Source organism: Gilvibacter sp. SZ-19 (genome assembly GCF_002163875.1).
Taxonomy (GTDB): Bacteria; Bacteroidota; Bacteroidia; order Flavobacteriales; family Flavobacteriaceae; genus Gilvibacter.
In genome coordinates this window covers 2841644-2856361 of record NZ_CP019333.1, presented here as the reverse complement: position 1 = coordinate 2856361, position 14718 = coordinate 2841644, and the positions used below count along the sequence as shown (strand labels likewise).

The 14718-nt window shown below is 40.8% G+C and carries 14 protein-coding genes; 9 read left to right on the top strand and 5 right to left on the bottom strand.

Annotated elements, in window-relative coordinates; genetic code table 11:
* Positions 1-1548, top strand: coding sequence for a response regulator (locus tag BTO09_RS13260; protein WP_087525239.1), 1548 nt, complete (start codon positions 1-3; stop codon positions 1546-1548).
* Here the strand turns inward: BTO09_RS13260 and BTO09_RS13255 are convergent.
* Entirely contained in the window at positions 1517-3277 is a 1761-nt protein-coding gene (locus tag BTO09_RS13255) for an AraC family transcriptional regulator (RefSeq protein ID WP_087525238.1), read from the bottom strand. The genes BTO09_RS13260 and BTO09_RS13255 overlap by 32 nt on opposite strands.
* A 434-nt stretch (positions 3278-3711) precedes the next feature.
* Here BTO09_RS13255 and tsaE point away from each other — a divergent pair, with 434 nt between their 5' ends.
* The 4 genes from tsaE to BTO09_RS13235 all read left to right on the top strand — a co-directional run bounded on the left by tsaE (position 3712) and on the right by BTO09_RS13235 (position 6597).
* Positions 3712-4146, top strand: a complete 435-nt coding sequence (gene tsaE / locus BTO09_RS13250; RefSeq protein ID WP_087525237.1) for a tRNA (adenosine(37)-N6)-threonylcarbamoyltransferase complex ATPase subunit type 1 TsaE — start codon at positions 3712-3714, stop codon at positions 4144-4146.
* A 263-nt stretch (positions 4147-4409) separates the two neighbouring features.
* Positions 4410-4946 (top strand): hypothetical protein, encoded by a 537-nt coding sequence (locus BTO09_RS13245; protein ID WP_157663520.1) that lies wholly within the window; start codon positions 4410-4412, stop codon positions 4944-4946.
* 63 nt (positions 4947-5009) lie between these two features.
* Positions 5010-6209 carry an alanine dehydrogenase gene (locus tag BTO09_RS13240; protein WP_087525235.1) on the top strand — a complete coding sequence of 400 codons (1200 nt, stop codon included), beginning with the start codon at positions 5010-5012 and terminating at the stop codon, positions 6207-6209.
* 1 nt (position 6210) lies between these two features.
* A complete protein-coding gene (locus BTO09_RS13235; RefSeq protein WP_087525234.1) occupies positions 6211-6597 on the top strand; it encodes a DUF4258 domain-containing protein in 387 nt (128 codons plus the stop codon).
* On the opposite strand, the gene BTO09_RS13230 is transcribed toward BTO09_RS13235, so the two are convergent.
* On the bottom strand, positions 6594-7766 hold the full coding sequence (locus BTO09_RS13230; protein WP_087525233.1) for a proline dehydrogenase family protein: 1173 nt from the start codon (positions 7764-7766) through the stop codon (positions 6594-6596). The two genes, BTO09_RS13235 and BTO09_RS13230, sit on opposite strands and share 4 nt — an antisense overlap.
* Before the next feature lie 87 nt (positions 7767-7853).
* Between BTO09_RS13230 and aroB the strand changes: the two genes are divergently transcribed.
* Positions 7854-8927: a 3-dehydroquinate synthase gene (gene aroB / locus BTO09_RS13225; protein WP_087525232.1), complete on the top strand. Its 1074-nt coding sequence runs from the start codon at positions 7854-7856 to the stop codon at positions 8925-8927.
* A 68-nt stretch (positions 8928-8995) separates the two neighbouring features.
* A complete protein-coding gene (locus BTO09_RS13220) occupies positions 8996-9292 on the top strand; it encodes a hypothetical protein (protein ID WP_087525231.1) in 297 nt (98 codons plus the stop codon).
* Here BTO09_RS13220 and BTO09_RS13215 read toward each other — a convergent pair.
* A complete protein-coding gene (locus BTO09_RS13215) occupies positions 9289-9768 on the bottom strand; it encodes an Lrp/AsnC family transcriptional regulator (RefSeq protein WP_087525230.1) in 480 nt (159 codons plus the stop codon). The genes BTO09_RS13220 and BTO09_RS13215 overlap by 4 nt on opposite strands.
* An 86-nt stretch (positions 9769-9854) precedes the next feature.
* The gene (locus BTO09_RS13210) at positions 9855-10958 is read right to left on the bottom strand and encodes a M14 family zinc carboxypeptidase (protein ID WP_087525229.1); all 1104 of its coding nucleotides are present in this window, start codon (positions 10956-10958) and stop codon (positions 9855-9857) included.
* A 284-nt stretch (positions 10959-11242) separates the two neighbouring features.
* On the opposite strand from BTO09_RS13210, the gene BTO09_RS13205 reads away from it, so the two are divergent.
* On the top strand, positions 11243-11626 hold the full coding sequence (locus tag BTO09_RS13205) for a helix-turn-helix domain-containing protein (RefSeq protein ID WP_087525228.1): 384 nt from the start codon (positions 11243-11245) through the stop codon (positions 11624-11626).
* 25 nt (positions 11627-11651) lie between these two features.
* Positions 11652-12065, top strand: coding sequence for a DNA topoisomerase IV (locus BTO09_RS13200; protein WP_198356491.1), 414 nt, complete (start codon positions 11652-11654; stop codon positions 12063-12065).
* Here the strand turns inward: BTO09_RS13200 and BTO09_RS13195 are convergent.
* Positions 12052-14715, bottom strand: a complete 2664-nt coding sequence (locus tag BTO09_RS13195; RefSeq protein ID WP_087525227.1) for a DNA gyrase/topoisomerase IV subunit A — start codon at positions 14713-14715, stop codon at positions 12052-12054. The genes BTO09_RS13200 and BTO09_RS13195 overlap by 14 nt on opposite strands.
* Positions 14716-14718 lie beyond the last annotated feature (3 nt).

Genomic DNA, 14718 nt, shown 5'->3' with positions numbered 1-14718 from the left:
ATGAGTGACATAAAAGTACTGTGGGTCGATGATGAGATCGATTTACTTAAACCTCACATTCTTTTTCTGGAACAAAAAAATTATGCTGTGACAACAGCCCAAAGCGGTACGGAAGCTTTGGAAGAGATAGACAAGCAGCAATTTGACATTGTCTTTTTAGACGAGAACATGCCTGGCCTTACAGGTTTGGAGACGCTTGCAGAGATCAAAGAGAAGCAAGCTACGCTACCGGTTGTTATGATAACCAAGAGTGAAGAGGAATATATTATGGAAGAGGCCATTGGCGCTAAGATCGCCGATTATCTCATCAAACCGGTGAATCCAAATCAGATTCTACTCAGCCTTAAAAAGAATCTAGATCACAGTCGTCTGGTCTCTGAGAAGACCACTTCTGACTATCAACAAGAGTTTAGAAAGATCGCTATGGACCTCTCTATGGTCAATTCGCATCAGGAGTGGGTAGATCTTTATCAACGTCTGATCTATTGGGAATTGCAATTAGAAGATATAGAAGATTCCGGCATGTTCGAGATCTTGGAATCGCAAAAGATCGAAGCCAACACCCAGTTCTGCAAATTTATCGACAAACACTATTCGGATTGGTTTAACAATACAGATCAGGCTCCAGTGATGTCGCACAACTTATTTAAAGAATGGATTCAGCCTGAATTGGGCGATAAACCCACGCTTTTGGTTGTAGTAGACAATTTGCGCTATGACCAATGGAAGGCTTTTGAACCGATCGTATCTAATGCGTATAAAAAAGAAAAGGAAAAGGCCTTCTACAGCATTTTACCTACTGCTACACAATACGCGCGAAACGCCATATTTTCTGGATTAATGCCGAGTGAGATGGAACGCCTGCACAAGGACTGGTGGCTCAACGACACCGATGATGGTGGAAAGAACATGCACGAGCACGATTTCCTTGGAGCTCAATTGAATCGTTTAGGACTAGATATCAAGTGGGAATACCATAAGATCTCCAGTTTAAAACAAGGTAAACGCTTGGTAGATAATTTTAGGTCGCAAAAGAACAACGATCTCACCGTGGTGGTGTACAATTTTGTAGATATGCTTTCGCACTCCAAAACAGAAATGGAAGTGATTAAAGAATTGGCATCTAATGATAAATCGTATCGTTCATTGACGCAGAGCTGGTTTAAGAACAGCCCGCTGTTGGAGATCATTCAACAGGCAGCACAAATGGGCTTTAAACTGATAATCACTACAGATCACGGAACCATTAATGTAAAGAACCCTTCTAAGGTGATTGGCGACAAGAACACCAGTTTGAACTTACGTTATAAAACAGGAAGAAGTTTAACCTATGAGGATAAAGATGTCTTGGCGGCTAAAGACCCTAAGTCCATTCACCTACCGGCTATTAATATGAGTAGCTCGTTCATCTTTGCCAAGGGGGATCTGTTTTTTGCTTATCCCAACAATTACAACCATTATGTAAGCTATTACAGAAATACCTACCAGCACGGCGGTGTATCTCTGGAAGAGATGATCATTCCGTTTGCGGTATTGAATCCGCGATAAAATCGTTTTGTTTTTGCTTATTGAGGTTTCTTATAAAATAGGACGGCTGTATCCCTGTTCTAGAATAGAATGCCTTTGAGAATGATTGGGCATTTCCAAAACCAACCTCTTCTGCAATGGCCTTTATGGTGTATTTTCTGAAGCGTGGATTATTCTTAAGCTGATCTACTGCATAAGCTATTCGCAATTCACTGATGTATTGAGAGAAATTTTTATCCTTTTTAAGGTTTACCACCTTGGACAAATACGATGAATTGGTATTAAAACGCTTAGCCACACTCTGTAAAGAGGTATCTTTTCTGGTAAATTGATGTTTGCTTTCAAAGCGCTCCAGTTTTTGAAGTATGTCTTCTACTATGGCGGCAGAGATATCGTTTCGCCTTTGATCTGTCTTGAGTTCTTGTTGATCTTCTAAGCCGTTTTTTATTAACGCTTGAAAACGCTTTTTATATTGGTTTTGTTTCCAGAAATAATAAAATCCAGCCCCCAGGCTTAGGAACAATAAGCCTACTGTGAAAAGCTGTTTGCGCTTCTCTTTACCTTGCTCCCATTCCAACTGGGCGATAAGTTTTTCCTTTTCGGCTAAGAGTAAGGGGGTTTCGAAATCATCTATTAATCTTGGGTCTACGTTTAAGTATGAACTGATTATAACGCTATCCATCTTTAATTGCTGATTCAAATAATATAGTTGTTTGTCAATTTTCAACTCATTTTTATAGTGATTCACAAGAATTGGATACATTTCACGGTGTTTAGCAAAATAAAGGTTGTTTTTGGCATTATAAATAGAATCCGCCGAGGCAAATGCATTGACTGCCTTACCAATCTTATTCATCTTGTAGTTCGTCATTCCATAAAAAAAGAGAACATTCGGATTTTTTAATTCAGCAGTCGGATAGAATTGTTTCTTTTTCTCACTTATCTCATCAATTGTAGTTAAAACCTCATTGAATCGATTCGAATAATAAAGGCTCTCCATCTTTGCCTCTAAAAGGTATAGGTACACGCTCGGATACAAATTTGGATTGAAATTCGACAATTTAGCATTTATGATTTCGTAAGCTTTGTCGAATTCACCTATCTCTATTAAGCAAGTCGCCTTATTAAGGCCTGACTCAAGTAACAAAGATTCATAGTAATTATTTATAGCTCGTTCGTCCTTAACACGGAAAGACTTTGCTAGTTCTTGTTTAAACTCGGGTGATTTCAATCTTAAATCAAATTTATTCTGGAGTGATAAGGCTTCATTTGGATCTCCCCAATAAGTTTTGAAGTGAATTAATGTATGCATAGCATATGCCTCATGAGAAACATTCCCTCTCTCTGTTGCCATGTAGTATGCAATAATTAAATTGTCAATTGCCGCATCTACAGAATTAATCGATTTTAAGTTATGAGCCTTTATCAAATATGCCTGGCCAGGATATGTTATATTATTTAAATGATGCGTAAAACGAATTATTGAGTCCGCATATTGTAGATTTAAGTTGGCACTTCCAAGCCTTGCTAAGCGATCAAATCCACGAGCAATTTTAATCGTGTCTTTTTTCATTTTACCAATACTTAAGTATAGTAGCGATGCTTTTTTAGCCAATTCTATGTTTTCCGTGCTATCAATAACCACTAATAATTCTTCTTCTGTTAGCTCGCTAAGAATTAATTCTGGAGTTTGAGAATTCACCAAATTGCAAACAGATAAAAACAAAACGACAAATACGATGTGCTTCATAGTCTAGTATAGTTTCATTGAAACTAGTTTAAAATTTCATTCCAAAAAATTGTGAATAGTGTAAATTCATAAATCTGTACCGTTTTTAAGTAGTCCATCTATTAAAACTATAGTGATAGAATCTTCTATTCATAAATCTGTGCAGTTATCATTTTTATGGCTGACATTTTGATCATAAGTTTGAACTGCGATGAAAAAGTGTCGTCTTGCATTTTAGTACTAATAGGGGAGTAACTACGAACGCGACATTTTCTTCATCGCATTTTTTATTAAATTTGCTTATAATCGATTTGATCGTAAACTACTGATAATCAGATGCTATATATATTAGCCGTAATAGCGAATTCTATTTTTCTTACAGCAGGTTACATTTAATCGATAAAATTTTGATATAATCGATAATTTATTACATTTGTAAAGTTCGTAAATAGCAAATGACAGATTTTACGTACAATTTAGAAGATGTTACCGCAGTTGCCAAACAAGTAACTGTGCATCTCAAAGGCCGGATCGTACTGTTGTACGGTGAGCTTGGAGTAGGAAAGACTACCCTGTTGAAGGCTATAATGAAGGAGTTGGGGGTTGAGGACCAAATTAGCAGTCCTACCTATGCATTAGTTCACGAATATTCGTCCAAAATTGGTCCGATATACCACTTTGATTGTTATCGGCTAAAATCCGCTGAAGAGGCAGAAATGCTAGGCTTCACGGAATATTTAGACAGTGGTAATTGGGTTTTTATTGAATGGCCGGAAAAGGTGGAACATCTTTTAGATCAAGAAAGGAACATTTTACGGTTTAGCCGTAATGCAGATAATACAAGAACCCTAAATCTAAAAAGTGAACGAACGATCAAGGAACCTACTTAATTAAGCGATCATTTGTAGGACAAAAAAATACATAGCTTATTTTTCGTGCGAAATTGCCTTCATTTGGCTTAGCCAGACTGCTAGAAAAAAGTATGACCAGCTAAGTTAAGGTGATAATAGTTCGAAAACTTCTGTTTTAATGAACTAGGTTTGTACTATTAACCTCACAAAGAAACAGAAAATGAAAGCTACAAAGTATCTATTGATCGTTGCATTATTTGGGTTTGGTCTAATGACCTCATGTACACCTGAAAGCATTGAAGATGAACAAACAGAACAACAAGTCGATCCGCGAGAAATCGAAGTTCCAGTCAACGGGTAAGAAATCCCTGTTTATTGGGAGCTTGATTGTGATATTTATCGCATCGACTCCGTTCCTGTTTTATTCATATAGAAATTTCCCAGGCGACTCTCAAGTCTGGGAAACTTCTTTATTTACCCTTCATACTGAGTATAATAGTTGGTTTAACTATGCTTGGTTTTTGGTAAGTAAAGTTGTTCCTCTCTCTTTATTTTTACTTTGGTTCTTTACCTGCAAACACTGGTGGCACTGGATAATCTTGGTGCCAATTGCCATGTACTCTTTCCAGCTATGGGGAATCCTTCGACAAAGCAATGGTAATGTTGATGAACTAGAACTGGCTTATATTATTCCTTTAATGGCTGTGATAGTTCCTGCTGTTTATCTAGTTCGGGCTAAATTATTTAATTCAATACGAGGCAATGACCTCCAATCATTCGAAGAAGAACTGGCTCAAGAAAAAACACTTTGGGGTCAAATCAAAGACCTTTTTCGCTAGGACTCCCCTATTTGGAACTTGCTTTATATTTATTGTATCTTGGGTTAGACTAAACACCCAATCATGGCTGAGCAGCTATCGCCCTTTACCAAGGCCGAACTTTTACCACAAGAAGAAAAATTAGAGATCGCCCAAGAACACGGCGAGCTTTTTATTGGTATCCCCAAGGAGGTTTACTTCCAAGAACGCAGAATTTGCTTAACCCCAGATGCTGTAGGAGCTCTCGTCTCCAACGGTCATAAAGTACTCATAGAGTCTAAAGCCGGTGCTCAAGCTAGTTTTTCAGACAAAGATTATTCAGAAGCCGGAGCAACAATTACCACAGACACAAAGAAGGTGTTTGGCTGCCCTATCATTTTAAAAGTTGAGCCCCCTACTCTAGACGAGCTCGAAATGATCAACCCAAACACAACCATCATCTCGGCGCTTCAGCTTAAAACACAACAGGCAAGCTATTTCAAAGCCTTAGCAAAAAAGAAAATAACAGCCCTGGCATTTGAATTCATCAAAGATCAGGATGGAGCATATCCAGCAGTTAGGGCGTTGAGCGAGATCGCTGGCACAGCCTCCGTTTTGATAGCCTCAGAGATCATGGCCAACGACAAACAAGGCAACGGAATGATGTTCGGTAACATCAGCGGTGTCCCCCCGGTAGAAGTTGTGGTAATAGGTGCCGGTACTGTAGGTGAATTTGCTGCACGATCTGCTATTGGGCTTGGCGCCAATGTGAAAGTATTCGACAATTCACTAACGCGTCTACGGCTCTTACAGACTAACTTGGGGCGCACCTTATACACCTCTACCGTACAACCAAAGTATTTGCTTAAGGCGCTTAAACGCTGCGATGTAGCTATTGGTGCGGTACGCGGAAAGAACCGATCTCCTGTGGTAGTTAACAGAGATATGGTGGCGGCCATGAAAAAAGGGGCCGTGATCATTGATGTCAGTATAGACATGGGAGGCTGCTTTGAGACCAGCGAGGTTACCAATCACGATAAACCCACAGTGATACAAGAAGGGGTGATCCATTACGGAGTGCCCAATATTCCAGCCAGATACCCTAAAACATCTTCTATAAGTATCAGTAACATATTCACGCCCTACCTTTTGCAAATGGGTGAATCCGGAGGACTGGAAAATGCCATCCGCTTTGATTCCGGATTGAAAAATGGGTTGTATTTTTACCGCGGTATTTTAACCAATAAGTCTGTTGCAGACTGGTTCGACATGAAATACAGCGATATCAATCTTCTTATCTTTTAATATGACCCGTGTAAAACGCTTTGCCTACTTTTTTGGAGGATTCAGCGTAGGTGTTTTTCTGCTGATGTTTTTCTTAGGTGGAAAGAACGCCTCTTGCGCTTATGGACCAAATGCCCGAGTGCTAAAGAATATTCGCATTAAACATCCTGAAATTAGTGCAACAGCACTACAAGGCATGAGTAACCATGGCTTAGACACTGCAGTGGTGAGTCAGTTCTTACGAAACGGAAAAGTGCTCTTCCGCGATAGCAATATTAAAATAAACGACAGCTGTAAGCAATACGTCATCCGCGGTCGGGCTAGGGACGATCAGCGTTATTTAATGCAAGTAAAGAATTGTGATTCTACGGCTTTAATTACCGATTTCACGAAATACGTAGATAATTAAAGTTTTCTGCGCTGCTTCTCCCCTTTTAGCAAGGAAAGTTCTCTTGAGGTCTGGCCAGCAACAGACGTATTCTCCTCTGCCCTGCGGATCAAATATGGCATAACATCTTTTACCGGCCCAAAAGGAATGTACTTAGCTACGTTATAGCCAGCAGCCGCAAGGTTATAAGAAATATGATCACTCATGCCAAACAACTGACCAAACCATACTCTTGGATCGTTTTTAGCAATTCCGTATTCCTGCATGAGGTCCATGGCCAGATAACAACTCTCTTCATTATGAGAACCGATAAAGACTGCAATATCATCTAGGTTTTGCAAGATGTATCGCAGCGTGTCATTAAAAGTAGCATCTGTTTGCGCTTTGCTGGCGCAAATTGGACTTGGATAACCTAGTTCCTCAGCACGATCATTCTCTTTCTCCATATAGGCCCCACGGACAATTTTAAAGGCCAGCTTGTATCCTTTGGCCCGAGCCTCCAAATGCAATTCCTTCAAATAATCCAAGCGGTCCCAACGGTAGCACTGCAGGGTGTTGAATATGAGCGGCTTCTCTTTATTGTATTTCTGCATCATTTGAGTTACTAACTCATCTGCAGCATCTTGCATCCAAGATTCTTCTCCATCGATAAGTAAGGCTACATCATGTGCTACAGCTTTTTGACAAGCCGACTCATAACGGACAACTATGGCATCCCATTCGGCTTGCTCTTCTGCACTTAAAGCATCACCCGCGGACTTCTTTTGCCAGATCTTAAAACGCCCTAAACCTGTAGGCTTAAAAACAGAAAACGGCATAGCGTCCTTCTCATCTGCAAAAGCTGTGAGTTCATTTACCTTGGCTAAGGTCTTATCGAATTGCGCTTGGGTCTCCTTGCCCTCAACAGAATAATCCAATACTGCATGAACACCAGCTTCATAGAGCTTATCAACAGTAGGAAGACAGTCTTCTTCGTTCACGCCTCCGCAGAAATGATCGAACACCGTAGAGCGTATCAGCCCCTCAACTGGCAGATTGATGTTCAGCGCAAACTTTGTGGCTGCTGTACCAATTTTTACAAGCGGCTCACTTGCAATCATTTTAAATAAGAAATACGCGCGCTCCAATTCGGAATCGGATTTAAGAGCAAAAGCCACTTCGGTATTCTCAAAGATCTTTTCGGTAGGCATATTTATAAAATTTCGACCTACAAATATAATTAGATTTGGTCGCTATTTGCCGGAAAACCGCTAATTTGGCAGTAAAGAAAAAACAGGATGCAAGCCATTACATCAGGAGCCGCTCCCATCTATTTCAACCAACAGATTTACAGTGAAATATCGACATATTTAGCCGAAAACAATCCGAGCTCTGTGGTTATCTTAACAGATGATAACACCTATGCGGATTGCCTGCCGTTATTATTAGAGCAATTGGAATTTGATACCGAACCCAACATTTTGGTCATGCCGGCTGGAGAAGCTTTTAAAACCATGGAAGTGACGGTTTCTATTATCGACGAACTTTCCAATCTACTTACAGATAGAAAGGCGTTGATGATCAATTTAGGTGGTGGCGTAGTCACTGACTTAGGCGGTTTTGTAGCCTCGATCTACAAGCGAGGTATATCTTATATCAATTTACCCACCTCCCTACTGGCAATGGTAGATGCCTCTGTTGGAGGAAAGACCGGAGTAGATCACGGAATGCTTAAAAATCAGATAGGAGTTATAAATAATGGCGCCATGGTTGGTGTAGACATTGATTATCTCGCCACTTTACCCGAGCGACAAATGCGTTCCGGCTTTGCAGAAATCATAAAACACGGTTTGATCTCCAATGCCGATTATTGGAGTGCTGTGCTGAATTTTGATCCGCAAACTTTAGAGGGACTCGACACCCTTATTCGCGATTCCGTGGTAATAAAGAATGAAGTCGTAAAACAAGACCCCACCGAAAAAGGATTGCGCAAGGTTTTAAACTTTGGCCACACTCTTGGGCATGCTATAGAGACTTATTCTTTAGAAAGCGATTCTATGGAAGACCTACTGCACGGAGAAGCCATTGCGATTGGTTTGGTAATGGAAACCTTTCTTTCTAGAGAACGTTTTTCATTTCCTGAGGAGGAGCTTCAAAAACTCAAATCGATCGTAAAGAGTTATTACCCCAAAGTGGCTTTTGACCAGGCGGCCATTGAGGAGATTCAAGGCTATATGTTGCACGACAAAAAGAATGTAAAAGGGCAGGTCAATTTTGTGTTATTGAGTAATATAGGGCAGCCTGAATTTGATCAAATTGTAGACAACGACTTGATTAACAAAGCGTTCGAATTTTACATGAAAGAAATGTAAAGTTTTACATTTCGGTTTGGACTATTGTTTTTTTAGCTACCTTTAATGATATATGAATGCACTATGTCATGAAACGGGTTATAGTCGATATCAAAAAACTAACACCAGAAATTCTTTCCCTTTTGGTGGAACGCTATCCGGATGGATACGACGATGATCACATCATCACCTTTAAAAATATGCATAACGATACCATAGAAGCTGTAGAGGTGCGAACCGAAGATACAGTCTACCTGGTTAAGGTTAGCGCTCGCCTCGCCTCAGCTATGGCCGACTTTGAAGAAGAGGACGATGACTCCACAACAGAAGACAATACAGCCGAAGAGGTCGCACTACCAGCGGCAGAAACGGAAGATCAAGACTAGAGTTCGTTGAATATAGTGTGCATCAGACGTTTTTTGTCGTTGATGCTTTCTTCTAAGGAGATCATGGTTTCTGTTCTCATAACTCCTTCAATATCATCAAGTTTAAAGATGACATCTTTAGCGTGCAAAGTATCTCTAGCACGAATTTTACAGAAGATGTTGAATTTTCCTGTAGTGATATGAGCAACAGTTACATAAGGAATTTCATGAATTCGCTCTAACACGAATTGTGTCTGAGAAGTGTTGTGAAGAAATACTCCCACATAGGCGATAAACGAGTACCCTAATTTGGTATAATCTAAGGTTAAAGAAGAACCAGTGATGATCCCTGCCTCTTCCATCTTTTTTACTCTTACATGTACGGTACCTGCTGAGATTAACAATTTCTTAGCAATATCCGTAAAAGGCACACGGGTGTTTTGTATTAGGATGTCTAGGATCTGATGATCTACGTCGTCAAGTTTGAATTTAGCCATAATAGCAACTGATAGGTGTTAAACAACAATCTCATTGCAAAATTATGAGAAAAATAGGCAAAATCACAGATTTTATTGAAGAATTTTTAAAGACTGTACTTTTTTTGTACATAATCGTCAATAAATGAGGGCCAACTGTCTCTATTCAAACGTTTGAGTAAAGTACTTAGTTCAGAACCATCAATATAGCGATGGGCATAAAGCCTAGGAGTTTCCTCCTTGGGTAATAGCTGCGGTATAAATCGCAAACGATCGTTTTCAACAACTTCTTGGTATTGAAACTGCAGGTCTTTATGCTGTCCGGAAGATTCTGGCAAACCGCCTTTTACTATGATATCGCAGTAGTTGACAGTGTTCTCCGGCAATTCCAGATAAGCCGATAATATTTTATCCGCTGGGGGCAGCTCATCTTGCACAAGCAAACTATCGAACAAGACCTTGTATGCGCGTTGAATAAGGGCTGCAGTGTTATTGCGCTGATAATCCAGGAGGTATTGACCCGCTTCGAATAAAATGGTAGGCACGCCACTAGAAGTAAAGGTGTCGCCTACACAGTCTAGGTTAAAGCTATCATCATAGCGGCCAATTTGTTTGCCTAGATCCTCGTGCAACTTATTGGTAATGCGATTAATTAGAGCCATCGCTTTTAGTCGCGCTGGGGTAATTGTTCTATCCGCATCGGCCGCAGGCGCCAAAAAAGACAAAACCGCAGGATTCTCTGTCCCAGTTAGGCCATAGATACTGCGCTGTCCGTGTAAATTCAAACAGAGGTTTGGTTTAAACGCAGTGAAAACATCTGCCAAGATCTTGCTTTCTGGCTGCGTCAGGGCCTGAGCGTCGCGATTCAGATCGACCTCGTGGGCATTCTCGCGTGTAAAACGTTCCGAACCGTCAGGGTTAAGCATAGGAATCGCAAGTATCGTCAAACTCTTAAATAACTGTGTAGCTTTTGGATCAGACTCGAGCGCTAAGAAGTAATTTAATAATGCTTTTGTGGTGGTCGATTCATTACCGTGCATTTGAGACCAACAAAGTACTTTAAAATCACCACGCCCAAATCTAAGAGCCTTTATGGGTCTGTTCTCCACAGAGAGCCCTAGGTCTTTTAAAGTAAAAAGATCTGAAGCGGCTAAGCGATTTAAAACTGGCGTAATGGTACGTAATGGTAGGTAACGATGGGTTAGGTTCACTTTAGAGACAAACTATGTTGTTACAAATGTAAACAATCAATAATTTACAATTGTAAACAAATAGTTTAATGAAATTAGTTACACATGTAAACACATCAATGCCGTGTGAGACTGTATCATAGAGAAAAATAATTATTAAAGTATATGTAACCTATATATATCTTACTTTCAATACTTTAATATATTTTATGTGTACTGTTAGTTTAGATTAAATACTTCTGTTTTTGTTAAAACTGTAGCCTCATAACCCTTATTGCGTTACATTTGTAACACACTTTGTTCTAATGGTAAACACAGAAGCCTTTTCTAAGCGTTTAAAGCAGATCATGGACTATTACGGTCTTAGCTCGGCAGCATTTGCAGAGACTATTGGTGTGAACAGATCTAGTATCTCTCACCTACTTTCCGGACGAAATAAACCCAGTTTGGATTTTGTGATAAAGGTGGTCGAGTCTTTTGAGGAAGTTGAACTCTATTGGCTGCTCAATGGAAAAGGCGAATTTCCAAAAGCGGGCGCAACTACTTATACAGAGGAAACGCCTGAAATTGAACAAACCAAAATTGAGCCAGAGAAAAAGCAAGAGCAACAAATGGTTAACGATTCTTCAATTGAACAGATCATCATCTTTTACAAAGACGGAAGTTTTAAGAAATACCGACCCAATTAAGCGGCATTTTCACGAAATTTGTAAAGTGAAAAAAATACTGCTACTCGCTACTATATTTTTAAGTCTAATTGCTTGTCAGGAGCCGGAGCGCAATTGTGCCGACTTCAAAACAGGTACCTTTACTTTTGAGGAGTTTGTTAATGGGGAGCTCAAGCAGACCACCTTTGTACGTAACGATACTATCGAGATCGATTATTATGACGAAAAGATAGATACCTTTAGTATACGTTGGATCAACGACTGTGAGTACGTGATGAAGAATTTACGTCCTAAGAATCAAGCCGAAGAACGCCCGGTCCACTTTAAGATCTTAAAAACAGAAGGAAGTAATTACACCTTCGAATATGCAATGGTGATTAAAAAGAATAAGGCCAGCAAACGTTACGTTCGCCAAGGCACTGCCACGAAAGTCAGCGAAGCCACTACTAGAACAAAGTAGTCTGCCCTTCTTCTCCAGAATCGTCTTTAGCGTCTTCCGCAGCCGTATCTGTAGCTTTTGAGTCATCTACGGCCTGTTGAGCAGGACTTACGTCTTGTTCGTCCACAACTTCCATATCCTCTGCTGGTAAGGCTTCTGGAGCCTCATATGGCAATGGTTCCATTGCGTTGATCTCTAATACCTTGTCTTTGGTGAGCTGGTTGCCCATAGCACTGATTCCCTTGACCGCTATAAACTCTTCCAGATCGATCACTAGATTCTCTTTTCTGTCCTTACCACGCTTCTTGGCGAAAACAACCTCGGCTTGCGGGCGATAGTCTGTAAAGATGCATTCCAATTGAGAATCACTGTGGTCACCTATTATGCTCTCTTCTTTGTCTGGGTTTTCTATCAAGAAGCGTTTTACGTAATAGAGTTCCTTGCTTCCCTCCCAGTATATAGCTGTGAGCGGTTTCTTCGGATCCCATTTCTCCAGTACGATCATATCGCTGTCAAAATGCAAGGTCATCTCTGGAATGACCGTTTTGACCATACCGGACTGATTGATGATAAGCAAGCGATCTTCACTTCTAAAATCGCCCAAGAAATCTCCACGGCCATCTACATTTAGGCGTTGTACGGTATCGTCAAACCAGATCTTACGAGGCTTAAGTGTAGACAAGCCCTTTTCCTTAAGCTCAATGCGCTTTACAGGATACTTGGTCACAATATTTCCTTTGGAATTGCGGCCCTTTACCAGCTGATCGGCAAAATCCAGATCGAATTTGAGTTTCTTTATACTGCCGGATTGGCGTAAAAGCACGGTAACTAGCTCTGCTTCTCCATTGGGATTCGCTGTAAAATACAGTACTTTACTGCCTTTATTGCCCGCAGTAAGATCGTAGTGCTTGTCTCTTGTTATTGCAGTAACGGCAAATCGCTTGACATAAGTTGCTCCACGAGTCCCGTCTTTATAAATCATGTTGTAGATAGTGCGCTTGTCTTTCTTTTTAAACACAGCGACATGAATGATCCCTTTGCCGACAAAGGTCTTGTTGTCTACCTTGGTCACCATCATTTGACCGTCTTGGGTAAAGACGATGATGTCATCTATATCAGAACAGTCGGTAACGTACTCGTCTCGGCGCAAGGACGTACCGATAAAACCTTCTTCTCTATTGACGTACAGTTTGGTGTTGCGAATAACTACCTTGGTTGCTTCTATATCTTCAAAGACACGGATCTCAGTTTTGCGCTCCTTGCCCGCCGCATAGGTTTTCTTTAGTCGCTTAAAATAATCTATCGCATATTCGATCAGATGTGCAAGATGGTGTTTCACCGCTGCGATCTGCTCTTCTAAGGCCTCTATCTTTTGTTGAGCCTTGTCTATATCAAATTTGGAAATTCTTTTAATTCGAATCTCTGTCAAACGCGTAATATCCTCTGAAGTAACTGCGCGCTTCAAATGTTTGATATGCGGCTTAAGCCCCTTGTCGATAGCACTGATAACGCCATCCCAGGTTTCTTCTTCCTCTATGTCGCGATAAATACGATTTTCAATGAAGATGCGCTCCAAGGAGGCAAAATGCCACTGCTCTTCTAATTCTCCTAATTGAATCTCCAATTCACTTTTAAGCAGCTCTACAGTGCGGTCCGTTGAACTTCTGAGCATTTCAGAGACGCCTATAAAGAGTGGTTTGTTGTCTTCAATCACACAGCCTAAAGGCGAAATAGAAGTCTCGCAATTGGTAAAGGCATACAAGGCATCAATGGTCTTATCTGGAGAAATACCACTTGGTAGATGCACCAAGATTTCCACGTCTGCGGCAGTGTTGTCTTCGATCTTCTTGATCTTGATCTTGCCTTTATCGTTAGCCTTTAAGATCGAATCGATAAGCGAGCTCGTCGTAGTACCAAACGGGATTTCGGTAATGACAAGTGTATTCTTATCGTATTGGCTGATACGCGCTCTACTGCGGATCTTACCTCCGCGTAAACCGTCGTTATAGTTTGTAAAATCAGCGATTCCGCCCGTTGGAAAATCTGGGAGGATCGTAAAGCGTTTACCTTGCAAGTGTTTTATAGAAGCATCGATAAGCTCTACAAAGTTGTGCGGCATGATCTTGGTTGAGAGCCCAACTGCAATCCCTTCTGCTCCCTGGGCCAACAGCAATGGAAATTTTACAGGAAGGTGGATCGGCTCTTTCTTTCGGCCGTCGTAAGAGGATTGCCAATCCGTGGTCTTTGGGTTATAGACAACATCTAAAGCGAACTTAGACAATCTGGCCTCGATATAACGAGAAGCCGCTGCCCTATCTCCAGTAAGTATGTTTCCCCAGTTACCTTGCGTGTCAATAAGCAGGTCCTTCTGACCTATTTGTACCATAGCATCCGCTATAGACGCATCCCCGTGCGGGTGGTACTGCATGGTATGCCCAACAATATTGGCTACTTTGTTGTAGCGGCCATCATCCAGATCTTTTAAGGAATGCATGATCCGACGCTGCACAGGTTTAAAACCATCTTCAATGGCAGGAACCGCGCGTTCTAAGATCACATAAGAGGCGTAATCCAAGAACCAATCCTGGTACATTCCTGTTACCTTGGTGATGGTATCTTGAGAATCTTCTGGGTTTAATTCGTCTGAATTCAAAGGAGTTTGATCGCTCATAGT

Excerpts from the sequence above, each read along its gene's own strand:
- BTO09_RS13260 (WP_087525239.1), top strand. The coding sequence starts at position 1 with ATGAGTGACATAAAAGTACTGTGGGTCGATGATGAGATCGATTTACTT.
- BTO09_RS13255 (WP_087525238.1), bottom strand. The coding sequence starts at position 3,277 with ATGAAGCACATCGTATTTGTCGTTTTGTTTTTATCTGTTTGCAATTTG.
- tsaE (WP_087525237.1), top strand. The coding sequence starts at position 3,712 with ATGACAGATTTTACGTACAATTTAGAAGATGTTACCGCAGTTGCCAAA.
- BTO09_RS13245 (WP_157663520.1), top strand. The coding sequence starts at position 4,410 with ATGAACAAACAGAACAACAAGTCGATCCGCGAGAAATCGAAGTTCCAG.
- BTO09_RS13240 (WP_087525235.1), top strand. The coding sequence starts at position 5,010 with ATGGCTGAGCAGCTATCGCCCTTTACCAAGGCCGAACTTTTACCACAA.
- BTO09_RS13235 (WP_087525234.1), top strand. The coding sequence starts at position 6,211 with ATGACCCGTGTAAAACGCTTTGCCTACTTTTTTGGAGGATTCAGCGTA.
- BTO09_RS13230 (WP_087525233.1), bottom strand. The coding sequence starts at position 7,766 with ATGCCTACCGAAAAGATCTTTGAGAATACCGAAGTGGCTTTTGCTCTT.
- aroB (WP_087525232.1), top strand. The coding sequence starts at position 7,854 with ATGCAAGCCATTACATCAGGAGCCGCTCCCATCTATTTCAACCAACAG.
- BTO09_RS13220 (WP_087525231.1), top strand. The coding sequence starts at position 8,996 with ATGAAACGGGTTATAGTCGATATCAAAAAACTAACACCAGAAATTCTT.
- BTO09_RS13215 (WP_087525230.1), bottom strand. The coding sequence starts at position 9,768 with ATGGCTAAATTCAAACTTGACGACGTAGATCATCAGATCCTAGACATC.
- BTO09_RS13205 (WP_087525228.1), top strand. The coding sequence starts at position 11,243 with ATGGTAAACACAGAAGCCTTTTCTAAGCGTTTAAAGCAGATCATGGAC.
- BTO09_RS13195 (WP_087525227.1), bottom strand. The coding sequence starts at position 14,715 with ATGAGCGATCAAACTCCTTTGAATTCAGACGAATTAAACCCAGAAGAT.